The sequence below is a fragment of the Nocardiopsis sp. NPDC050513 genome (assembly GCF_044457925.1).
In the GTDB taxonomy this organism is placed as follows: domain Bacteria; phylum Actinomycetota; class Actinomycetes; order Streptosporangiales; family Streptosporangiaceae; genus Nocardiopsis.
This window is the reverse complement of sequence record NZ_JBITHK010000006.1, coordinates 89,817-111,410: the sequence shown is the minus strand read 5'-3', so window position 1 is coordinate 111,410 and position 21,594 is coordinate 89,817. Positions and strand designations below refer to the sequence as shown.

16 protein-coding genes are annotated in these 21,594 nt (G+C 73.3%); 11 read left to right on the top strand and 5 right to left on the bottom strand.

Annotated elements, in window-relative coordinates; translation table 11 throughout:
- The first annotated feature begins 4 nt into the window (after nucleotides 1-4).
- Together ACIBFB_RS12790 and ACIBFB_RS12785 are read left to right on the top strand one after the other, a co-directional pair.
- The gene (locus tag ACIBFB_RS12790) at nucleotides 5-1,006 is read left to right on the top strand and encodes a branched-chain amino acid ABC transporter permease (protein ID WP_397229950.1); all 1,002 of its coding nucleotides are present in this window, start codon (nucleotides 5-7) and stop codon (nucleotides 1,004-1,006) included.
- Between the two features lie 13 nt (nucleotides 1,007-1,019).
- A complete protein-coding gene (locus tag ACIBFB_RS12785; RefSeq protein ID WP_397229444.1) occupies nucleotides 1,020-2,345 on the top strand; it encodes an ABC transporter substrate-binding protein in 1,326 nt (441 codons plus the stop codon).
- A 58-nt stretch (nucleotides 2,346-2,403) separates the two neighbouring features.
- Here ACIBFB_RS12785 and ACIBFB_RS12780 read toward each other — a convergent pair whose 3' ends face one another.
- Entirely contained in the window at nucleotides 2,404-2,679 is a 276-nt protein-coding gene (locus ACIBFB_RS12780) for a hypothetical protein (RefSeq protein WP_397229442.1), read from the bottom strand.
- Nucleotides 2,680-2,822: 143 nt separating this feature from the next.
- On the opposite strand from ACIBFB_RS12780, the gene ACIBFB_RS12775 reads away from it, so the two are divergent.
- Both ACIBFB_RS12775 and ACIBFB_RS12770 read left to right on the top strand, forming a co-directional pair.
- Nucleotides 2,823-3,632, top strand: coding sequence for a helix-turn-helix domain-containing protein (locus ACIBFB_RS12775; protein WP_397229440.1), 810 nt, complete (start codon nucleotides 2,823-2,825; stop codon nucleotides 3,630-3,632).
- Nucleotides 3,629-3,811 carry a DUF397 domain-containing protein gene (locus ACIBFB_RS12770; RefSeq protein WP_397229438.1) on the top strand — a complete coding sequence of 61 codons (183 nt, stop codon included), beginning with the start codon at nucleotides 3,629-3,631 and terminating at the stop codon, nucleotides 3,809-3,811. The genes ACIBFB_RS12775 and ACIBFB_RS12770 overlap by 4 nt, the downstream gene beginning before the upstream one ends.
- Before the next feature lie 169 nt (nucleotides 3,812-3,980).
- Here ACIBFB_RS12770 and ACIBFB_RS12765 read toward each other — a convergent pair whose 3' ends face one another.
- Nucleotides 3,981-5,375: a cytochrome P450 gene (locus ACIBFB_RS12765; protein ID WP_397229436.1), complete on the bottom strand. Its 1,395-nt coding sequence runs from the start codon at nucleotides 5,373-5,375 to the stop codon at nucleotides 3,981-3,983.
- A 533-nt stretch (nucleotides 5,376-5,908) separates the two neighbouring features.
- Here ACIBFB_RS12765 and ACIBFB_RS12760 point away from each other — a divergent pair.
- The 6 genes from ACIBFB_RS12760 (at nucleotide 5,909) to ACIBFB_RS12735 (ending at nucleotide 15,079) form a co-directional block, all read left to right on the top strand.
- Nucleotides 5,909-7,138: an SWIM zinc finger family protein gene (locus tag ACIBFB_RS12760; protein ID WP_397229948.1), complete on the top strand. Its 1,230-nt coding sequence runs from the start codon at nucleotides 5,909-5,911 to the stop codon at nucleotides 7,136-7,138.
- Nucleotides 7,135-8,679: a DUF5691 domain-containing protein gene (locus ACIBFB_RS12755; protein ID WP_397229434.1), complete on the top strand. Its 1,545-nt coding sequence runs from the start codon at nucleotides 7,135-7,137 to the stop codon at nucleotides 8,677-8,679. The genes ACIBFB_RS12760 and ACIBFB_RS12755 overlap by 4 nt, the downstream gene beginning before the upstream one ends.
- Nucleotides 8,680-9,795 carry an AAA family ATPase gene (locus tag ACIBFB_RS12750; protein ID WP_397229432.1) on the top strand — a complete coding sequence of 372 codons (1,116 nt, stop codon included), beginning with the start codon at nucleotides 8,680-8,682 and terminating at the stop codon, nucleotides 9,793-9,795.
- Nucleotides 9,795-12,164, top strand: coding sequence for a DUF5682 family protein (locus tag ACIBFB_RS12745; protein WP_397229430.1), 2,370 nt, complete (start codon nucleotides 9,795-9,797; stop codon nucleotides 12,162-12,164). The genes ACIBFB_RS12750 and ACIBFB_RS12745 overlap by 1 nt, the downstream gene beginning before the upstream one ends.
- The gene (locus ACIBFB_RS12740) at nucleotides 12,161-13,318 is read left to right on the top strand and encodes a VWA domain-containing protein (RefSeq protein ID WP_397229428.1); all 1,158 of its coding nucleotides are present in this window, start codon (nucleotides 12,161-12,163) and stop codon (nucleotides 13,316-13,318) included. Before ACIBFB_RS12745 ends, ACIBFB_RS12740 begins: the two co-directional genes overlap by 4 nt.
- 378 nt (nucleotides 13,319-13,696) lie before the next feature.
- Nucleotides 13,697-15,079, top strand: coding sequence for an MFS transporter (locus ACIBFB_RS12735; RefSeq protein WP_397229426.1), 1,383 nt, complete (start codon nucleotides 13,697-13,699; stop codon nucleotides 15,077-15,079).
- Nucleotides 15,080-15,161: 82 nt separating this feature from the next.
- Here the strand turns inward: ACIBFB_RS12735 and pulA are convergent, their stop codons facing one another.
- Complete coding sequence (gene pulA / locus ACIBFB_RS12730; protein ID WP_397229424.1) at nucleotides 15,162-17,948, bottom strand: pullulanase-type alpha-1,6-glucosidase; 2,787 nt, start codon at nucleotides 17,946-17,948, stop codon at nucleotides 15,162-15,164.
- A 168-nt stretch (nucleotides 17,949-18,116) separates the two neighbouring features.
- On the opposite strand from pulA, the gene ACIBFB_RS12725 reads away from it, so the two are divergent.
- Nucleotides 18,117-18,887: a spermidine synthase gene (locus tag ACIBFB_RS12725; RefSeq protein WP_397229422.1), complete on the top strand. Its 771-nt coding sequence runs from the start codon at nucleotides 18,117-18,119 to the stop codon at nucleotides 18,885-18,887.
- On the opposite strand, the gene ACIBFB_RS12720 is transcribed toward ACIBFB_RS12725, so the two are convergent.
- Together ACIBFB_RS12720 and ACIBFB_RS12715 are read right to left on the bottom strand one after the other, a co-directional pair.
- Nucleotides 18,853-19,611, bottom strand: coding sequence for a hypothetical protein (locus ACIBFB_RS12720; RefSeq protein ID WP_397229420.1), 759 nt, complete (start codon nucleotides 19,609-19,611; stop codon nucleotides 18,853-18,855). The genes ACIBFB_RS12725 and ACIBFB_RS12720 overlap by 35 nt on opposite strands.
- Before the next feature lie 156 nt (nucleotides 19,612-19,767).
- The gene (locus ACIBFB_RS12715) at nucleotides 19,768-21,558 is read right to left on the bottom strand and encodes a gamma-glutamyltransferase family protein (protein WP_397229418.1); all 1,791 of its coding nucleotides are present in this window, start codon (nucleotides 21,556-21,558) and stop codon (nucleotides 19,768-19,770) included.
- Nucleotides 21,559-21,594 lie beyond the last annotated feature (36 nt).

Below are 21,594 nucleotides of genomic sequence, written 5' to 3'. Positions count from 1 at the left end.
CGTGATCCCCGTCCTACGACACCTGCTGTTCGCCGCGCTCGCACTCGTCGGCGTGGGCGGCCTGCTGCTCGTCACCGGAGACCTGACCGCGCTGCGCCTGGCCGCGGTCGGGTACACCCTGCTCGCCGTCGCCGGTCTCCAGCTCCTCGTCGGAGGCAGCGGCCAGGTCTCGCTCGGCCACGGCGCGTTCATGATGATCGGCGCCTACGGGATGGCGCTGCTGGTCCTGCACCAGCCGGCGCTGCCCCTCACCGCCAACCTGGCGATCATCGTCGCGGTCTCCGCCGTGGCCGGGGTGGCGGTCGGCATCGCGACGGCGCGCCTGCACGGCCCCTACCTGGCGGGCGCCACGCTCATCCTCGCGGTGGGCCTGCCCGGACTGGCGCACCGCTACCACGAGCTGCTCGGCGGCAGCAACGGCCTCAACATCCGGACCGCCGGGGCGCCGCCGTTCCTCCAGGGCGCCGTCAGCACCAGCGACTGGCGGGCCCTGGCCGTGTGGACGACCGTCCTGGTGTCCCTCGCCGTCCTGGCCACGATCTCCAGGGGCCGCCTCGGCCGCCGGATGCGCGCCGTCCGCGACGACGAGACCGCCGCCGCGATGGCGGGCGTGCCCGTCGGGTCGACCAAGGTCGCCGCGTTCGTCATCGCCTCCACCGCCGGCGGCCTGGCCGGAGGCCTCCAGGCCTACGTCCTGGGCACGGTCACCCCCGGCAGTTTCACGCTCGCGCTGTCCCTGAGCCTGCTCGCCGCCCTGGTCCTGGGCGGGATCGGCAGTGTCTGGGGCGCGCTGTGGGCCGCCCTCGCCCTGGTCTACCTGGAGGTGTGGGCGTCGGACCTGGCCCGCTCCCTCGACCTCGGCCGGGACGTGGAGAACAACCTCCCCGTGGTGTTCTTCGGCGTCGTCCTCATCCTCGTCCTGCGCTTCTGGCCCCTCGGGATCCAGGGTCTGGTCCAGCGCGTCTCCACCCGGCGCGGCTCCCCCGTGCCGACACCCACCCCCTGAGAAGGAGAACTCCATGCGCATCCGCAGAGGAACACCGGCCGCCGTCTCGGCGGCCCTGGCCCTGGCCCTGCTGGCCACCGCGTGCTCCGGCGCCGGCGAGGTGACCGAGGGCGACGCCGTCGACCTGGACGTCGCGCCCGGGGTCACCGACGAGGCCGTCGTCATCGGCAGCCACCAGCCGCTGACCGGACCCGCCGCGCCCGGGTACGCGTCGGTCTCCCAGGGGGCGGCGGCCGTGTTCGCGTACGTCAACGACCAGGGCGGTGTGCACGGGCGGCGGATCGACTACCGCGTCGAGGACGACGCCTACGACCCCGCCCAGACGATCGACGTGACCCGTCAGCTGGTCATCGAGGACGAGGTCTTCGCGATGGTCGGCGGACTGGGAACGCCGACGCACAGCGGCGTCCTCGACTACCTCAACGAGGAGGGCGTCCCGGACGTGTTCCCCTCGTCGGGGGCGCTGGCCTGGAACAACGCGGACGAGCACCCGCTCACGTACGGGTGGCAGACGGACTACACGAAGGAGGCGAAGATCCAGGGCGCCTACATCGCGGAGAACTTCCCCGGCCAGGACGTGGGCTACCTGTTCCAGAACGACGACATCGGCGTCGACGCCCAGGCAGGGCTCGACCAGTACCTCGGCGAGGAGGTCGTGGCGCGCGAGCACTACGAGTCGGAGGTGCCCGACCTCGGGGCGCAGATCGCCGAGCTGGAGCGGTCCGGCGCGGAGGTGGTCGTGTGCTCCTGCATCCCGGCGTTCGTCGCGTTGGGACTGCTGGAGGCGGCGAGCATCGGCTACGAGCCGCAGTGGGTGGTGTCGAGCATCGGCGGTGACACCGCGACCCTCCAGGGGCTGCTCGCCCAGTTCACCGAGGGCGGCGATGCCGAGGACGTGCCCGCGGACGCCTTCCTGGAGGGGCTGATCATCACGAGCTACCTGCCGCGCGTGGAGGACGAGGAGGACGCCTGGTCGCGGTTCTTCGTCGAGGTGCACGAGGAGTACGGGGACGGCGGCACGCTCACCAACACGCACCTGTTCGGGATGAGCCAGGCGGTGATGGTCGCGCAGGTCCTGCGGTCGGCGGGCGAGGACCTCACCCGGCAGTCGCTCGTCGACGCGCTGGAGGCCCAGGAGTGGAGCGGTCCGGGGCTGGTGCCGTTCAGCTCTTCCGGTGACGACCACGGCGGCCACCAGGGCGTCTACGTGGTCCAGTACGAGGAGGGCGGTGAGATCGGGTTGGTCCAGGACGCACGGGTCACCGACCGGGCGGGCGGGCCCATCGAGGAGCCCGACTTCGAGCGGCTCTCGCCCGAGGAGCTCGACTTCCACGACTGACGACGGGCGCGCGGCGGCTCGGGGAGAACCGGAACCCCGGGCCGCCGCGCTCGTGCGCTCAGGCGACGCGCCCGGTGGACGCCATGGCGCGGATGAGGTCGACCGCCGCGCCCGTGTGCTGGGTGGGCACCGAACCGGTCTCCAGAACCGCCCCGTTGCCCGCGACGCGCTGGGTGAGGAAGTACCGGCCGAGAACCCAGGTGCGGGTGTTGCTCGTGTACACCGCCGGATCGCCGTACAGGTCGAGGGCGGCTCCGGGAACGTCGGCACGCCTGAGCGCGGCGTACAACTCCTTGAGCGCGTCGTCCCGTCGGGCGGTCAGGGCGGCGTTCATGGCGCGGTCACCGCATCGGCACTGGTACTGGTCATGGAGAGAGGTTCCCACCTGCGCGGACGCGAGGGAAGGGAGGATACAAAGAGATCACGCTCTGGGCAGTTCCGTACACGTCGGTACCGAGAGGCTGACACGATCGGTACATGGTGGACCGGCAGCGGCCAGGGTGGGTGGAGTTCGGCAAACACGTGCGGCGTTTGCGCACGCAGGCGAACCTCTCACTGGACCGGTTGGCGCGGCTGACGACGTATTCGGCCACGTACCTCAGCAAGATCGAGCGTGCGGTGCGCGTTCCCAATGCCGGAATTGTGGAGGCCCTGGACCGGGAACTCGGTACACACGGGGCTTTGCTGCGAATGTGGCGGGACGCGGAACGCGCCGAGACCGACCCCGGCTGGTACGAGCAGTCGGACGAGTACGAGAAGAAGGCGACGGAGATCCGCTTCTTCCATCCGTTCGTCGTTCCGGGGTTCTTCCAGGTCGAGAGCTACACCCGGGTGATCGCCACCCACTCGGTCCCCGTCGGCAGCCGCGACTCCGTGCGGCGTGCCGTCGAGACACGCAGGGCCTGGCGGGAACGCTTGCGCACGGACGGCGATCTCGTCCTCTCCGTCGTCGTCCCCGAGTTCGTCCTCACCCAGCCGGTGGGCGGTCCTGAGGTGATGCGCGACCAGCTGGAACGGCTGATCCAGGAGGCGCAGGGGGAGTTCGTCTCCGTCCAGGTCCTCCCGATGGGGATCAGCGACTTCGCCTGGACCGTCGGCGCCTTCCGCCTCATTTACTTTGAGGACCGAAGTCCCATAATCTGTTCCGATCATTCCGTTGGCGAACATATCACCGACGAGGTCACCCATGTCCGATATCTGGAGTCGGTGTACAATAAACTCCAGGCATGGGCTCTGTCCCCTGACGCTTCGCTGCAGAAGATAAAAGATCGGAAGGACGCGCTGTGAACGAGTGGCACACATCCACGTACAGTAGCCAGGGTGCGCATAGCTGCGTTGAGGTCAACGAGATGTCGCACGCCGTCCTCGTGCGCGACACCGAGAATCGGGACCTTGGTCACCTGAGCTTCACACCCTCGGCGTGGAGTTCCTTCCTTGGGGAAGTGAAGGGCGACACCGTCAGGTAGTCGAACGCCCGTACGTCCCCATGGAGAAGGCCCGCCGCGGAACCCTCTCCCGTGGCGGGCTTTCCCCTGGGCGCATCCCTCCCGAGGCCACGCGCGGGAGGGCCGCCGGACTGCCGGGGCGCGCACTCCGGAAGGCGCGGCCGGGCCCCGCGAGCGGTTCCGGAGTCCGTCAGGCCTTCTGGCGCGGCCCACGCCACCAGGACAGGAGGCGGTCCAGCAGATCCGGCTCGCGGTGGTCCTCCGCCGCCGGGCGCGGCGCGGGGCAGCGGGAGCCGCGCGCCGCGGGGTCGGGCCTCGCCTGCCGCAGGGGCTCGCCCGGTACGAACGCGACCGGGAGCTCCCGCAGTCCGCGCACGAACACCGACGGCACCATGCGCAGGTCCTCGGGCGGCACGGCCAACCGGAGCCCGGTGAGCCGTTCGGTGAGCGTGCGGACCGCGACGGCGGCGATCATCCGCGCCAGCTCCCGCGCCGGGCACGCGTGCGGTCCCGCCCCGAACATGAGGTGCGCGCGGTTGCCGAGGGCGATCCCGGAGTCGCCGGATTCCGGCGCGTGCCGGACCGCGGGGTCGCGGTGGCCGGGCGCGAAACCGATCAGCAGCGCGTCGCCCGCGCGCACGTCGGCGCCGCCGATGCGTACGTCCTGGAGGGCGAATCGCGCGGGGAGCAGCTGGAACGGCATGTCCGTCCACATCACGTGGTCGAGGAGGTCCTGGATCGACACGCGTGCGTCGGCCTGGGCCTGCCGGATCGCGGGGTCGGTCAGGAGTGTGCGCACGGTGTTGCCGATGAGGTGTGTGGTGGGCTGGTGGCTGGCGTTGTTGATCAGCGCGGCCTGGTGGGCGACCTCGTGGTCGCTGAGGCCCACCGGGTGCGCCAGCATCCACGAGACGAGGTCCGCGCCGGGCCGCTCTCTCTTGCGCACCACGAGCCCCGCGAAGTACTGCTGGAGCCGCGACACCGCGTCCGAGCCGCGCTTGGTGTCCTCCTCGAAGACGATCGACGTCAGGTCGCCGAGCATGTGTCCGTAGCTGTCGGACAGCCCGTACAGGCGGTTGACCACCAGGACCGGCAGCGGACCGGCGAACTCGGCGACGAGGTCGGCCCTCCCCTCGGCGACGAAGGCGTCCACCAGGTCGTCGGAGATCCGCCGGACCACGCGTTCGGTCGCGGTCAGGTCCACTCTGGCCAGGGCGTCCACGATCGGTGTGCGCAGCCGTGTGTGCTGGGGGCCGTCCGAGTACAGCGCGTTGGGGCGCCAGGACAGCATCGGGCGGGACGTGGCCAGGTCGACGCGGCCCTCGACCACCTCGCGCCAGCGGCGGGTGTCCCGTGAGAACAGGCGCTGGTTCCGCAGGACGGTGAGGTTCTCGTGGTATCCCAGCAGGACCCACACGCGGACGCCGTCCTCCAGCTCCACGGGCGCGACCGCGCCGTGGCGCTCCCGCAGCCCCTCCCAGAGCTCGTCCAGTCCGGTGTCGGGCTGGGGTCCGTACAGGCGGGCGAGCTGGTGCGGGCACGGGCCGGTCGGCGGGTCGCCGCCGTCGGGTCGGGTGGTCGTCATCGGGTGCGCGGCCCCGGGGGCCGCCTCCCTCCCTTCCAGGAGAAGACGCGTCGTTGCGGTGACGGGAGGGGAGGAGCGGGCGGTCCCGTGGTCCGAGGGCGTGGTCCGCGCGGGGGACGCGGTCGTGCGGGGAGCGTCCCCGGCACGGCGGAAATCGGGGCGACCGCCCTGGTCGTGAAATTCTAGAGCGGCCGCGGGCCATTCCTCAACAGCCTGTGGAAATGCGTTGTCGTGGCGCTCGGAAGACACGGGGGAACGGCGCGTGAATTCGGGCGCTACCGTCGCCCGTTTCCTTTCTGTCGTATTCTCGGCGACCATTCGATTCAGGGGTTGGTCGGATCATCCGCGTGGTCTTCGCGCCCGGCCCGTCGCCGCGCCGTCCCGCTGGCCCCGGACTGTCGGTGCCGCTCCCTAGCGTTGTCCCCGTGAGCGATCGATGGAGTACCGACGACGTCTGGGCTCTGGCTCCGGACCCCTCGTCCCGCAAGGCGGCGCTCAAGGTCGCCAAGGCGGGTTCCTGGCCCCAGAGCGGAGTGGTCGCCGGCCCCTCCGGCACCACCTCCGCCGTCTGGGGCGAGTGCAAGGGGAGCGGCGCCAAGCCCTACCTCGCCGCCGCCCACCTGGACGGCGCCGGGGGACCCGCCTACAAGTGCAGCTGTCCCAGCCGCAAGATCCCCTGCAAGCACGTACTCGCCCTGCTCGTCCTGTGGGCGCAGGACGGCGTGCACGTGCGCGACGAGCGCCCCGAGTGGGTCGGAGCGTGGCTGACCGGACGCTCCGCGCGCCAGGCCAAGGCCGAGGAGAGGGCGCAGGGGAAGGCCGCCGGGCCAGCCGACCCCGCGCGGGCCGAGACCACCCTCAGGGAGAGGGAGAAGGCCGTCGCGAACGGCATGGACGAGCTCCGGCTCTGGCTCACGGACCAGATCGACACCGGTCTGGCCGAGGCGCCCAAGCACGGCTACGACCACTGGGACCGCATGGCCAAGCGGCTCGTGGACGCGAAGGCGGGCGGCGCGGCCTCCACCGTCGCCGAACTCCCCCAGGCCGTCCGCGCCCGGAGCTGGCCCGAGGTCCTTCTGGAGCGGCTCAGCATGATCCACCTCCTGGTCGGCGCGCACCGCGCCGGGGACGCCCTGGACGAACGCCTCCGCGGGGTGGTCCGGGCCCGGGTCGGCATCACCACCAAGGCGGACGAGGTCCTGGCGAACGGGGAACGCGTCCGCGACACCTGGCGGGTCCTGGGGCGGCGGGACGCACCCGCCTCCGAGGGCGACATGACCGCCCGCCGCGTGTGGCTGCGCGGCGCGGACACCGGACGCGTCGCCCTCTTCCTCAGCTTCGGACGGTCGGGACAGGCCCCCACCACCGTCTTCCGCGTCGGAACGGAGGTGACCGCCGAGCTCGCCTTCTACCCCGACGGGCACCGCGTCGTCCCCGCGGGTGACGGCGACACCCGCGTCGCGTCCCCGCCCGAGGGGCAGACCGTGGCCGACGCGCTCGACGCCTTCGCCGCCGCGCTCGCGCTCGACCCCTGGCGGGAGTCCTGGCCGGTCGTCCTCGACGGCGCCACCCCCGCCCGCGACGGGGCCTGGCACCTGGTCGACCGCGTCGGCGCCGCCCTTCCGCTCGGCACGGGGGACCCCTGGCGGCTGCTCGCCGTCACCGGCGGCCACCCCTCCACCGTCGCCGCCGAGTGGTCACCCCGAAGCGGACTCGTCCCCCTCACCGTGTGGGACGCGGACGGAAAGGCCATCGCACTGTGACACCCGCCCCCCGGACCCCGGACGCCGCCGCCCCGGCAGACTCCTGGGACCTCCTGGTCTCCACCGCGCTCGTGGGCACCTCCCGGCGCTCCGTCCCCGGCACCCCCGACCTGCCCGCCGTCTCCGCCGCGGAGGGCGCCGAGGCCCTGCTCGACCGCGCCGCCCTCGCCACTGTCCGGCGCAACGCCGGGTACACGCCCGGTACCGCCGAACCCCTCGCCCCGGACCCCGGGGGCGAACCGCCCCGGATCCCGGCCGCGGCCGCGGAGCGGCTGGCGCTGATCGTGGCCCAGCGGTCCGAAGTCCTCCCCGAGTGGCTGGCGATGGTCGCGGCCAGCGGTCGTGAGGTGGACCGCGTCAACATTCCGGCCCTCCTCGACCACGGTGCGCGCGACACCCGCCTCAGGCCCGCCATCGCCGCGGCCGTCGGCGCCCGGGGGCGCTGGCTGGCCGGACTCAACGAGCACTGGGCGTACGTGACCGCCGAGCGCCTGCCCGGCGACGCCTTCGCCGAGGAGGAGTGGACGGACGGCACCGCCAACGAACGCCGTCGCGCCCTCGCCGCCCTGCGCGCCGACGACCCGGACGCCGCCCGCGCCCTCCTGGAGGCGAGCTGGGACGGGTTGGGCAGGTCCGACCTCCGGCGCCGACTGCTCGACACGTTCTCCACCGGCCCCGTCCCCGGAGACGCCGCGTTCCTGGACACCGTCCTGGACGACAAGGCCGCCAACGTACGCGGACTGGCGCTGTCCCTGCTCACCCGCCTCCCCGACAGCGCCCACGCCGACCGCCTGCGCGGCTACGTCCGCGAGCACGCCCGACTCGGCGGACGCGGGGAGCTGGAGGTCGACGACATCGCCGCGACCCGTGCCGACATCCTCCGCGACCTGGCTCTGGTGGCCCCCGCGTCCGCCCGTTCCGGAGACGTCTTCGAGCGGACCTGGTCCCTGATCACGCACGCGCCCCTGGACGTGTGGACCGACCTGTTCGACGCCACCCCCGACGTCGTCTTCGCGGCGGCCGACGCCGCGCGCGAGACCCGCCTGCGGGACGCCTTCGCCAACGCCATCGGTCTCCAGCGCGATCAGGAGTGGGCGCGCGCCCTCCTCCGCTTCCTGGGCGGGGGACTGGTCGGACAGCTCGCCGACACCGCCCGGGGCCGCGAGTCCGTCAACGCGGAGGCCCTGCTGGGCGTGCTCCCCGCGGAGGAACGCTGCGCCGTGGCCCTGGCCGCCGTGCGCGACCGGAGCCGCGCCAAGACGCGCGACACCGACCTCGCCCACCTCGCACACGCGGTCGGCACCGCCTGGAACCGGGACCTGTGCGAGCTGGTCCTCGACCGTCTGGGCGGTCCGCCCCCCGAACACGGCCGCACCCCGTCCGCCTACCGTGCCCTCTGCGAGCTGGCGGGCCAGCACCTGCCCCCCGAACACATCGCCGACCTGCCGTACGATCCGCCGCGCGGCGGATCCGAGGCCGAGGCCTTCCTGCTTCTGAGGGAACTCCTCCGCTTCCGTCTCGACATGCACAAGGAGCTCTAGTTGACCAGCACCACCCCCTCCATCAGCACCGACGCGTCCCAGGCTCTGCGCCCCCACGCCGAACAGACCTACGCCGCCGAGCTGGAGGCGCTGGCCAAGACCGACGACCGCCAGCGCCCGCCCGGCTGGAAGCTCTCCCCCTGGGCCGTCACCCAGTACCTGCTGGGCTCCGTGTTGGAGGACGGAACGGAGATCACGCCCAAGTACATCGGCTCGCGCCGGGTCGTGGAGGTCGCCGTGGCGACCCTGGCCACCGACCGCGCGCTGCTGCTGATCGGTGTCCCGGGCACGGCCAAGACCTGGCTGTCCGAGCACCTGGCGGCGGCGATCGCCGGTGACTCCACCCTCCTCGTGCAGGGCACCGCCGGAACCTCGGAGGAGGCCGTCCGGTACGGCTGGAACTACGCCCGACTGCTCGCCGAGGGGCCGTCCGAGGCGGCGCTGGTGCCGAGCCCGGTGATGACCGCGATGGCGCGCGGGTCGATCGGACGGATCGAGGAGCTCACCCGCATGCCCTCCGACGTGCAGGACGGCCTGATCACCGTGCTGTCGGAGAAGGCGCTGCCCGTCGCCGAGCTGGGCATCGAGGTGCAGGCGCAGCGCGGGTTCAACATCATCGCGACCGCCAACGACCGCGACCGCGGCGTCAACGACCTGTCCAGCGCGCTGCGCCGCCGATTCAACACGGTCGTGCTGCCGGTCCCGGACAGCGTGGAGGACGAGATCCGCATCGTCACCCAGCGGGTGGAACAGCTCGGCCGGGCGCTGGACCTGCCGGAGGTGCCGACCAGCCTCACCGAGATCCAGCGCGTGGTCACGGTCTTCCGCGAACTGCGCGCGGGCGTCACCGAGGACAACGGCACCAAGCTGAAGTCGCCGAGCGGGACGCTGAGCACCGCCGAGGCGATCTCGGTGATCACCAACGGCATCGCGCTGGCCGCGCACTTCGGCGACGGCCGACTGCGGCCCGCCGACGTGGCCGCCGGGATCCAGGGCGCGGTCGTCCAGGACCGGGTGTCCGACGGCGTGGTCTGGCGGGAGTACCTGGAGACCGTCGCGCGCGCCCGCGACGGGTGGGGCGAGTTCTACCGCGCGTGCCGCGAGGTGGGCGCCTGATGGCCCGAGCCCGACTGGACACGAGCGGCCTGCACGTCCTGGGCGTGCGGCACCACGGCCCGGGTTCGGCCCGGGCCGTCCGGGCGGCCCTGGAGGAGATCAAGCCCGACATGGTGCTGATCGAGGGGCCGCCGGAGGCGGACGCGCTCACGCGCCTGGTGGGGGAGCTGGAGCCCCCGGTGGCGCTGCTGGCCTACGTGAACGAATCCCCCAGGGGCGGCCGTTCGGCGGCGGAGGCCGCCGACGGTCGCCGGTCCCGCGACGGGTGGGCGTTCTGGCCGTTCGCGAGCTTCTCCCCGGAGTGGGCGGCACTGCGCCACGCGGTCTCCCACGACGTGCCGGTGCGTTTTTGCGACCTTCCCGCGGCGCACACGCTCGCCGAGCGCGTCGCCCGCGCCGAGACGGCCGCCGCCGACCCGCCGGAGGCGGACGGCGCACCCGGCGGCGACCCCGGGTCGGACGCCGAGCCCGCGTCCGCCGACCCGCCGACGGCGGAGCGGGACGAACGGGTCCGTGCCGACCCGCTCGGCGTCCTCGCCGAGGCCGCGGGGTACGACGACGCCGAACGCTGGTGGGACGACGTCGTCGAGCAGCGGGGCGACGGGGAACCCTCACCGTTCCCCGCCATCGCGGACGCCATGGCCGCCGTCCGGGCCGAGGCCGGGCCGGAGACCGGTCGGGACGCGCGCCGCGAGGCGTACATGCGCCAGACCCTGCGCGCCGTGCTGAAGCAGGGCCACGACCGGGTGGCCGTCGTGTGCGGCGCCTGGCACGCCCCTGCGCTGCGCGACGTCGCGGACTACCCGGTCAAGGACGACACCGCCCTGCTCAGGGGGCTGCCGAAGGTCAAGGTGACCGCCACGTGGGTGCCCTGGACACACGGCCGCCTCGCCACGGCCAGCGGCTACGGGGCGGGTGTGACCGCCCCCGGCTGGTACCACCACCTGTTCACCGCCCCCGACCGGCCGGTGCAGCGGTGGCTGACCGACGCCGCGCGGATGCTCCGCGAGGAGGGGCAGCACGTGTCGTCGTCGCACGTCATCGAAGGGGTGCGGCTGGCCGAGAGCCTCGCGGTCCTGCGCGGCCGCCCGCTCGCCGGGCTCGACGAGGTGTCCGAGGCGCTCACCGCCGTGCTGTGCGAGGGCGAACCGACCCGCGCGGCGCTCGTCCACGGGCGCATGTCGGTCGGCGAGCGCATGGGGTCGGTGCCGCCCTCCACCCCCATGGTCCCGTTGCAGCGCGACGTCATGGCGGCGCAGAAGCGGCTGCGGCTCACACCCGAGCCGTTCGACCGGGACCTCGACCTCGACCTGCGCAAGGACAGCCAGCGCGAACGCGGGGTGCTGCTGCACCGGCTGCGCCTGCTCGGGGTCGAGTGGGGCGTGCCCCGGATCCCCGAGGGCGGTCAGAAGGGCACGTTCCGGGAGTCGTGGCGGATCCGGTGGGAGCCGGACATGGACGTCGCGCTGATCGAGGCCAGCCAGTGGGGGACCACCGTGGCGTCGGCGGCGACGGCCAGGGTGGTGCACCAGGCGCGTGAGGCGCCGCTGCCCGCGCTGACCGCGCTCACCGAACAGTGCCTGTTCGCGGAGCTGGGCGACGCCCTGCCCGCGGTGCTTTCCCTGCTCATGGACCGGGCGGCGACCGACAGCGACGTCACCCACCTGATGGAGGCCCTGCCGCCGCTGGCGAGGTCGGCCCGGTACGGGGACGTGCGCGGCACCGACAGCGGGCGCCTGCGCACGGTCGCCGAGCAGATCCTGCGGCGGGTGTGCGTCGGGCTGGCTCCGGCGGTGCACGGGTTGGACGACGACGCGGCGCGTGAGTTCGTCACGCGGATCGACGCGACCCACTCCGCGGCCGGACTGCTCGGCGGCGAGGGCGAGCTGGCGTGGCGGGACACGCTGGTCTCCCTGTCCACGCGGGACACCCTGCCCGGGCGGATCGCGGGCCGGGTCAACCGGATGCTGTCGGACGCCTCCCTGCTGGCGCCCGAGGAGCTGCGCCGCCGCCTCGGACTGGCGATGTCGCCGGGCACCGAACCCGCCGAGGCCGCCGCCTGGGTGGAGGGCTTCCTCCAGGGCAGCGGACTGATCCTCGTGCACGACGACCGGTTGCTCCGGCTGATCGACTCCTGGCTGCTGGGACTTCCGGAGGACCGGTTCACATCGGTCCTGCCCCTGTTGCGACGGACGTTCGGGGCGTTCGACGCCCCGGAGCGGCGGGAGATCGGGGAGGCCGCCGCACGGATCGGAAGTGGCGGCGTGCGGAGCCGGAGCACCGAGCGCAGGCCCGTCGACGACGAGCGGGCCGCCCCGGCCCTGGCCGCCGTCGCGGCCATCCTCACCAACGGAAGGAGCCGCGGGTGAACGCCGTGGACGAACGTGAGCGCCGCTGGCGGCTGGTGCTCGGCCGGGAGGCCCAGTGCTCGGGGCTGAGCGCGGCCGACCAGGGGATGGACGGGGCCTTGGAGGCCCTGTACAACCGGTCCGACGCACCCGCTGGCTCCTCCGGACGACGAAGCGCGGGGCTCGGGGGTTCGGCGCCCCGGGTCGCCCGCTGGCTGGGGGACATCCGGGAGTACTTCCCGACACCGGTCGTGCAGGTGATGCAGCAGGACGCCATGGAGCGGCTGGGGCTGCACCAGCTCCTGCTGGAGCCGGAGATGATGGCGGCCGTCGAACCGGACGTGCACCTGGTGGGGACGCTGCTGTCGCTGAACCGGGTGATGCCGGACGAGGCCCGTGAGTCGGCGCGCGCGGTGGTGCGCAAGGTCGTCGATGACCTGGAGAAGCGGGTCGCCCAGAAGACCCGTTCGGTGGTGCGGGGAGCGATCGACCGGTCGGCGCGCACGCACCGGCCGCGCCGGGTGTCGGACATCGACTGGAACGCCACGATCCGCCGGAACCTGGCCAACTACCTGCCCGAGCACAACACGATCGTGCCGGAGACCCTCGTGGGGTACGGGCGGCGGAGCCGGGGCGTGCAGAAGGAGGTGGTGCTGGCGATCGACCAGAGCGGGTCGATGGCGGCCTCCGTGGTGTACGCCAGCGTGTTCGGCGCGGTGCTGGCGTCGATGAGCTCGCTGAAGACGTCGCTCGTGGTCTTCGACACCGCCGTGGTGGATCTGACCGAGCAGCTGACCGACCCGGTGGAGGTGCTGTTCGGAACCCAGCTGGGCGGCGGCACGCACATCAACAAGGCCATCCGCTACTGCCAGGGGCTGGTCACGAAGCCGAACGACTCGGTGTTCGTGCTGATCAGCGACCTGTACGAGGGCGGTGTCCGGGAGGAGATGCTCAGGCGGGTGGCCGCGATGAAGGCTGCCGGGACGCAGGTCGTGGTGCTGCTGGCGCTGTCCGACGAGGGAGCGCCGTTCTACGACCGGGACAACGCGGCGGCGCTCGCCGCGATGGACGTGCCCGCGTTCGCGTGCACCCCGGACGCGTTCCCCGAGCTGATGGCGGCCGCGATCCAGGGGCAGCCGCTCACGGCCTGGGTGGACAGGCACCAGGACGCGTGACGCGCACGGGTGGGGCCGCGGGGGCGGCCCCACCCGGCGGTCGTCCGCGGGCCGGGGAGGACGCCCCCTCACCCGTGTGCTCCAGCTGCTCGTCGGGCTCGACGACTCCGATGCCGGGGGCTCTCCGGTTTCCGCTTCTGCGGCGCTCCGCCTCCCGTTCCCTCATCGGCACGGCATCCCCTGACCGTCGTCCGCGGAGGAAAATCCGGTGGCCCCGGACAGGACGGTCCCGCTAGCCTTCCCCCCGTGCCCGAGTCGGATGACCAGGCCGCCTAGCGGCGGCCGACCTCCCCACGTCAGCCCCGCCGCGTCAGCGTTCCACGCCGGTGCGGCGCTTAGTGCTGCCCGGCTCCGATCCCGACTCCTGGAGCACCCTCCTTGCCCGCTCGAAAGCGCGGCGAGTTCGTCCTCGCCGCTGTTCTGACCTCTGTCTTCGTCCTCCCACTGTCCATCACCGGCGCCTCCGCCGCCCTTCCCGCCGTCCAGGCGGAGTTCGGCGGCGGGCTGGCCGGCGCGCAGTGGGTCGTCAACGCCTACAACGCCTGCTTCGCCGCCTTCCTGGTGTCCGCCGGTTCCGTCGCCGACGCGGTCGGCCGCCGGAGGATCTACACCGTCGGCATCGTGCTGTTCTGCGTCAGCGGCCTGGCGAGCCTGCTCGTCCAGGACATCACCGTCCTGATCGCCGTCCGGGCCCTGGGCGGCGCCGGTGCGGCGGCCGTCGTCGCCGGGGGCGCCTCGATGCTCACGGCCGTCTTCGAGGGCCCGGCGCGTGCCCGCGCGTTCGGCCTGCTCGGCACGGTCGTGGGGGCGGGTACCGCCTTCGGTCCGGCCGTGGCGGGGGTGTGCGTCGACACCCTCGGATGGCGGTCCGCCTTCGCCGTTCCCGCCGTGGTGGCGGGGGCGGTCCTGTTCCTGGTGCCGCTGCTGCCCGCGGTCCGGGGCACCGGTCGCCGCGTCGACGTGCTCGGCGCCGTCCTGTTCACGGGCGCGCTGCTCACCCTGATCACCGCGCTGGTGGAGGGCCCCGGTCGCGGCCCGGTCCTGACGGTCGGCGCACTGGCGGTGTCGGCACTGCTGTTCACCGTGTTCGCCCTGGTGGAGCGCGGCCGACCGGACCCGCTCGTCGACGTCGCGGTCCTGGCCAACCGGCGGTTCGCGGCCTACGCGCTGGCGGCGGCCACCTTCATGGCCGTGCTCGTCCCGCTGCTGGTGTACCTGCCGTCCTACCTGGTCGCGGTGGTCGACCTGGGGCCCGGGCAGGCAGGTCTGTGGCTGCTGATGCTCACGGTGCCCACGCTGGTGCTGCCCACCGTCGGCGCCGAGCTGGCCGCGCGCCTCCCGCACACGGCGGTCGTGGTCGGTGCCCTTGTCCTGTGCGGGGCGGGCGCCCTCGGCCTCACGGCACTGGGGCCGGACGCCGCACCCCCGCGGCTCCTCGTGCCGTTCCTCCTGGTCGGAATGGGTGTGGGGCTCACCAACGGTCTGATCGACGGTCTGGCGCTGGCTACTGTGCCCGCCGAACGCGCGGGGACCGCGGCGGGCGTGTTCAACGCCTCCCGCCTGACCCTGGAGACGATCTCCATCGCCGCGGTGGGCGCCGTGCTGGCCGTCCTCACCGGCGGGCGCCTGTCTGGCGCGGCCTTCACCGACGCGTTCCACGCCGTGGCGCTGGCCCTGGCGGGGCTCGTCGCGCTGTCCACGGCGGTGGTCGTCGTCCTCGGCCGTCGGACGGCGGAGGAGCAGCGGGCCGGGGTCGACTGACGCCCGCCGACCGCGTGTGCGCGGAGCCGCCCGCCTCCCCGTCGGGGGCGGCGGGCGGCTCCACCGGATCAGGAGCGGTCGGTCAGTCCTCGACGAACACGGCGACGGTGCGGGGCGGCACCGTGAGCGTGCCGGTCGCCGGATCGAAGGCCGACCCGCGCACCACCGGGTCCGTGGAGTCCGCCTGTACCGGGTGCAGGCCGACGTCCGCGCCGACCAGGGCGTCCACGCGTTCCTCGGCGGGCTCGACGCCCGCGTTGAACACGACCGTCACCGACTCCCACGCTCCGTCGAGCCCCGCGGTGTCCACGCGCATCGTGATGACGCCCGGGGTCTCGTCCGCGCCGCTGGTCGGAAAGGTCAGCCGGGCCTGGATCTCCTCGGCTGTGCCCAGGGAGAAGGCGGGGGTCGACTCGCGGATCCGCAGCAGCTCGCCGAACCGCTCCCGGCTGGTCTCCATGGCCGTGCAGTCCGCGACCAGCGCCGGGTCGGCGAGGAGCGGTCCGGCGTAGGGCCACCTGTCCTCGTTGTCCCACGCCGGGGGCAGGCCCGCCCCGAAGTTGTTGCCCTGTCCGCAGTCCCGGTCGAACCGGTTGAACCAGTCACCGGAGTCGTAGGAGTTGCGGTCCAGCGACTTCGACCGCAGCCGTTCCGAACCCGCGTGCACGAAGGCCGTCCCCTGCCCGAGCAGCGCCGTGGCCAGCGACAGCGACTGCATGCGCACCCGGTCCTCCATCGGGGTGTCCGGAGGCAGCTTGTAGGCGAGCGCGTCGTACAGGGTCTCGTTGTCGTGCGCGTCGACGTACGTCACCGCCTCGCCGGGGACGAGCGTGTAGCCCGCCGGGGCTCCGTTGTAGTCGACCTCCGCGCCGGTCACCTCCGTGCCGGAGGACGAGGTGAACCGGTAGTCGCGGAGGTTGCCCGTCAGCCCGACCCTGACCAGGTCGTGGTAGGCGAGCAGGCGGTCGCGCTGCTGCTCCTCCGTGCCGTTGGCGGGGGACGTGTTGGGGTCGGTGTACAGGCCGCTGCCGAAGCCCTGCACACGCGGGTCCGCGTCGAAGGGACCCCCGCCGCGCACGCCGTCGCGCAGCCGGTCGTTGAAGGTACCGATGCCGGTCCCGGCCATGTTGAGCTGTGTGGCCTGCTCGAACCGGGCGTCGTCGGCGACCTCGCCGAAGTTCCAGCCCTCCCCGTACAGGATGATGTCGGAGCCGTCGACCCCGTCCTCCTCCGGGGTGAGTGCGTCCAGCGCCTCGCGCACGTCCAGCATGTTCCGCTTCGGATGGTGGCCCATGAGGTCGAACCGGAAGCCGTCCACGCGGTACGCGCGGGCCCACGTGGTCACCGAGTCCACGACCAGCCGCCCCATCATCAGGTGTTCCGGGGCAGTGTTGGGGCAGCAGGTGGAGGTGGCCACCGAGCCGTCCTCCAGGAGCCGGTGGTAGTAGCCGGGCACGATCCGGTCGAGCACCGAACGCTCGTCCTGTCCGGCCGCGTAGGTGTGGTTGTACACGACGTCCATCACCACGCGCAGACCCGCGTCGTTGAGCCCGCCCACCATGGAGCGGAACTCGGCGACACGCGCGGAGCCGTCGGGGTCGGTCGCGTACGAGCCCTCGGGCACGGTGTAGTGGACGGGGTCGTAGCCCCAGTTGAACGAGTCCCCGCCGCGCGCGTCGCCCACGCACGCCTGCTGTCCGGGGGAGTCGGGCGCGAACGAGGCCAGGTCGCAGTCGGGTTCGGTCCGGTCGGCGGGGTTCTCGGGGACCGAACCGATGTCGTAGGCGGGCAGCAGGTGCACGTAGTCGAGGCCGTCCTCGGCGAGCGCGGCGAGGTCCCGCATCCCCTCGGAGTCCTGTTCGGCGAACGCCCCGAACGTCCCGCGCAGGTCCTCGGGCACGGTCGGGTCGTTGACCGAGTGGTCGCGGACGTGGAGTTCGTAGACGACCGCCTCGTTCACGGGCACGGCCTCGGGTTTGGCCTGGTCGTCCCAGCCCGGCGGAGCGAGCGCGGGGTCGTCGAGGTCGACCAGGTGGGACCGGGCGGAGTCGGCGGCCAGCGACACGCCGTAGGGGTCGGTGACCCGGTTGTGCTCCACCCGTCCGGTGGTGGGGGCGAAGACGCGCACGTCGAACGTGTAGTAGCGGCCGTGCCAGTCCTCCCGGCCGGTGGCGGACCACACGCCCGTCCGCCGGTCGAACCGCATCGGGACGGAGCGGAACGCGTCGGTGGCGGAGTCGTCGTACAGCTCCAGGCTGACCGACCGCGCGGTGGGCGCCCACACGGAGACGGTCGGGCGGCCGAGGTCGTCCCAGACGGCGCCGAGGTCGGCGTCGGCGGCGTCCGCGTAGAGGTCGTCGAGGACTCCCGGGATCTGGACACCGGTCGCCGCGGTGACCCGTCCGTCGCCGTCCTGTTCGACGACGGCGAGCTGGCCGGTCAGGGCCCTGCGCACCTGAGGGGTGACGACGCGGTCCGGGGTGAGGACGGTCAGGTCGGCCAGGTGCGGCCAGGCGGCGCGCTGGGCGTCGGTCAGGCCGTCGGGATCCGGGCTCAGCTCCACGGTGATGTCGGAGCCGTCGAGTGCGCCGTCGGAGGCGTCGAGGTCCGCTCCCCGGGAGGAGACCAGGGAGTAGGTGCGGTCGGGGTCGAGCGCGGCGGGCCACAGCAGGGTGTCCGTCTCGATCCAGTGCGCGCGCTGGGCGGTGAGGTCCGTTCCGACGGGCTCCGCCGCCGCCGTCGCGCTGCGGGAGGCGGCGAGCGGTGGGAGCGCCACCAGCAGGGCGATCAGTCCGGAGGCGATCGTCCGCCCCGGTCGTGGGCGGTCTCGGCGTTCGGGGCCGGCTGTCCGGTGCCACGGAGGTCTCATGGGGGGAGTCGTCCTCTCGCCTGGGGCGGTCACCGGAACGGTAATGAGGGCCGCGCCCCTCCTGCAAGAGTTTCCAGAAAATTTCTGCAAACTTGCGGCTTCCCACACCGGGGGAAGCGGTGCCGTAGGGTCGCCGTGGACCCGCTTCCTTCCACGTCAGGAGTGCTCGTGGCGAAACCCCGGATCGAGGAGCTCGGTTGGTGCCCCACCCCCATCGGTGAGATCAGCCTGCGCCGCCGGTGGGACCCGGTGGCCCGCACCGACGTCCACGAGATCCGGCTCGACGACGCGTTCCTCATGTCGAGCCTGTTCACCGCGGCCGAGGAGGAGATGGCGCGGCTCGCCCTGGCCGAACTGCGCGCGGGCGGCCGCACCGAGGGCTTCGACGTGGTGGTCGGCGGCCTCGGGCTGGGCTACACGGCGGCGGCCGTCCTCGACGACCCCGGCGTGCGCTCCCTGGCCGTGGTCGAGGTCCTGGACGCCGTGGTCGACTGGCACGAGCGCGGCCTGGTCCCGGACGCGGGGGCGCTGTCCACCGATCCGCGCTGCCGCCTGGTCCGCGCCGACTTCTTCGCGGAGGTCGCCTCGCCCGGCGGTCTGCTCCCGGACGAGCCCGACCGCGTCTTCGACGCCCTGGTCGTGGACATCGACCACTCGCCCCGGCACGTCCTGGACCCATCACACGCGGAGCTCTACACGCAGGCGGGCACCCGACGCCTCACCGACCACCTGCGCCCCGGCGGGGTGTTCGCGCTGTGGTCCGACGACCCGCCCGACGACGCCTACCTGGAGGTCCTCGGCACGGCGCTGGACCGGGTGCGCGCCGAGGTGGTCGCGTTCGCCAACCCCTACCGGGACGAGCCGTCGGCGAACACGGTCTACCTGGGCACCCGTCCGGTCGCCCCTACTCCTCCTCGGGCAGCAGACCCCGGGCGATGACGGAGTCGGTCAGCGCGCGCAGGACCTGGTCGGCGTCGCCGCTGTGCCCCGGGTGCCCGGTCGCGCTGCGGACCTCCGCGCGCACGGCCGCCACCACGGCCTCCGAGCGCAGGACCGCCGCGAGCGGCTCGGCCTCCAGCGCCCCGTTCCACCTGCGCAGCGTCTCCAGGCGGCCGTGCTCCACCGCCTCGTGGGTGAGGTGGAACAGCGCGTCGATGCCGCGGTCGTGGGACGCGGCGTCCATCAGGTCGACGTCGACGATCAGGACCGGCTGGGCGCCCTCGCCGTCCTCGGCGGGTCGCAGGTGGTAGGCCTTCCACAGCCGCCCGTTGGTCAGGACGATCCACTCGGCCTCGTGCTCGGCGGCCACCCGGCGGGCGGTCTGGATGTTGCGCACGTCCAAGTCCTGCGCGATGCCCTTGACCTCGACGGGCGCGAAGAGCGCGCCGTCGCGGACGATCGCGTAGTCGACCGACTCACCGCCCGTGCGGTACTCCGTGGTCAGGTCCTGGTACTTGCTGTAGTTCATGCCGACGCTGAGGATGTCGGCGACGAGCATCCGCGTGTCGCCCTCGTTGGCGTCGCGTTCGACGAGCTCGGCCAGCGGGCCGGAGAGGCGGTCGATCGCGGCGGCGAGCCGACTGCGTACGGGGGTCTCCCAGCTGACGCTCGTGGTCGTGAACTGACCGGTCCTGGTCATCACCTGGGTTGCCTCAGCGTCCATGCCCGTCCGTTTCCGTGGTCGCCGTGGATCCCGCCGCGGGCTGCCGGGGCGGGGTCGTGCCGTCCCGATCGTACAACTCGGGCGGGCCCGGCCGTTCGCCGACCGAGGACCCGAACACCCTTCGTCCCCGCCGTTCGCGGACGCCCGCCCCGGACGTCAGCGGGCGACGGCGTAGGCCTGCTCCCCCCGCGGGCTGGCCGCGGCGACCACGCCCCCGTCGGCGGTCACACCGGTCGCACACACCCTCCCCAGCGTTCCCGCCGTCACCACGTCCACCTCGTGGCCCCTCCGCCGCAGTTCCGCCAGGACACCGGGCTCGAACCCCTCCTCGACCACGACCGAGCGCGGCCGGGACCGGTGCGGGGTGAACGACGCGGGCGCGTGGTCGGTGTGGAAGGCGGTCGCCTCCACCGCCGCCTGCGGCCCCATCCCGAAGTCCACGTGGTTGACGAGGAAGTGCAGCGTCCACTGGTCCTGCTGGTCGCCCCCCGGCGTTCCGAACGCCAGGTACGGACGGCCGTCCCTCAGGACCAGGCTCGGGCTCAGCGTCGTGCGCGGGCGCTTGCCCGGGGCGAGCGAGTTGTTGTGCCCCTCGGCGAGCCAGGCCATCTGCCCCCGGGTCCCCAGGGGGAAGCCCAGCCCCGGCACCACCGGCGAGCTCTTCAGCCAGCCTCCGCTGGGCGTGGCGACCACCATGTTCCCGTCCCGGTCGCTGGCGCTGACGCAGCAGGTGTCCCCCTGGGCGGCCGTGCGCGCCACCACGGTGGGGATGCCGCTGTCCAGCTGAGCCGCCCAGTCGGGTCCCCCGGGAACGGCGGGGTCCGGCAGCGGGGGGATCCACGGTTCCCGGCCGTCGGGGGAGCCCGGCCGCAGCACGGCCGACGCCTCGGGGCCGATGAGCCCCCGGCGGCGTTCCGCGTAGCCGCGGTCGAGCAGGGCGGCCAGCGGTACGTCGGCGTGGTTGGGGTCCCCGTACCAGGCCTCCCGGTCGGCGAAGGCCAGCTTGGCGGACTCCACGACCGTGTGCAGGTGGTCGGCGCTCCCGAACCCCGCCGCGGCCAGGTCGAAGCCCTCCAGGAGGGCCAGCTGCTGGAGGAAGACCGGCCCTTGCGACCACGGCCCGGCCTTGTGCACGCGCAGGCCCCTGTAGTCGAGGGCCACCGGCTCCTCCGTGCCCGGGCGCCAGTCGGCCATGTCCTTGCCGGTCAGCAGGCCCCCGTTGCGGCGCCCGGTGGAGTCGGCGTACTCGCCGGCGGCCATGAACCGGTCGATCGTCTCGGCGACGAAGCCCTCGTAGAAGGCGGAGACCGCCGCGTCCGCCTGGCGCTCGCGGTCCCGCCCGGCGGCCCTCGCCTCCGCGACGACGCGCCGGAAGGTCGCCGCCAGCGCCGGATTGCGCACGCGTGTGCCGGGGGCCGGGGCGCGCCCCTGCCTCAGGTAGGTGCGCCCCGACTCGGCCCACTCGTCGCGGAAGAGCGGAGCGAGGACACCGATCATCGCCGCGGCCTTCGGCAGCAGCGGATAACCGTCCTCGGCGTACCCGATCGCCGGTTCCAGCACGTCCTCGACGCGCAGCCGCCCGTGGTCGCGCAGCAGCCGCAGCCACGCTCCGAACGCGCCGGGCACGCAGGCCGCCAGGAGACCGGAGCCGGGCACGGCGTCGAGGCCGCGCCGCCGGAACTCGGCGGGGGTCGCGGCCTCGGGCATCGGCCCCTGTCCGCAGATGACGCTCACCCGCTCGGCCGCCGCGTCGTACACCAGGATCGGGACGTCTCCGGCGGGTCCGTTCAGGTGCGGTTCCACCACCTGGATGACGAACGCGGCCGCCGCGGCCGCGTCGAAGGCGTTGCCGCCCCGGTCGAGCGCGGCCATCCCGGCCGCCGACGCGAGCCAGTGGGTGGACGCGACGGCGCCGCGGGTGCCGTGGAGCTCGGGTCGAGAGAGCACGGAGTGTCCTTAGGGTTGTCGGGTCTGGAACTGGGG

Excerpts from the sequence above, each read along its gene's own strand:
- ACIBFB_RS12745 (WP_397229430.1), top strand. The coding sequence starts at position 9,795 with ATGGCCCGAGCCCGACTGGACACGAGCGGCCTGCACGTCCTGGGCGTG.
- ACIBFB_RS12775 (WP_397229440.1), top strand. The coding sequence starts at position 2,823 with ATGGTGGACCGGCAGCGGCCAGGGTGGGTGGAGTTCGGCAAACACGTG.
- pulA (WP_397229424.1), bottom strand. The coding sequence starts at position 17,948 with ATGAGACCTCCGTGGCACCGGACAGCCGGCCCCGAACGCCGAGACCGC.
- ACIBFB_RS12780 (WP_397229442.1), bottom strand. The coding sequence starts at position 2,679 with ATGAACGCCGCCCTGACCGCCCGACGGGACGACGCGCTCAAGGAGTTG.
- ACIBFB_RS12720 (WP_397229420.1), bottom strand. The coding sequence starts at position 19,611 with ATGGACGCTGAGGCAACCCAGGTGATGACCAGGACCGGTCAGTTCACG.
- ACIBFB_RS12785 (WP_397229444.1), top strand. The coding sequence starts at position 1,020 with ATGCGCATCCGCAGAGGAACACCGGCCGCCGTCTCGGCGGCCCTGGCC.
- ACIBFB_RS12765 (WP_397229436.1), bottom strand. The coding sequence starts at position 5,375 with ATGACGACCACCCGACCCGACGGCGGCGACCCGCCGACCGGCCCGTGC.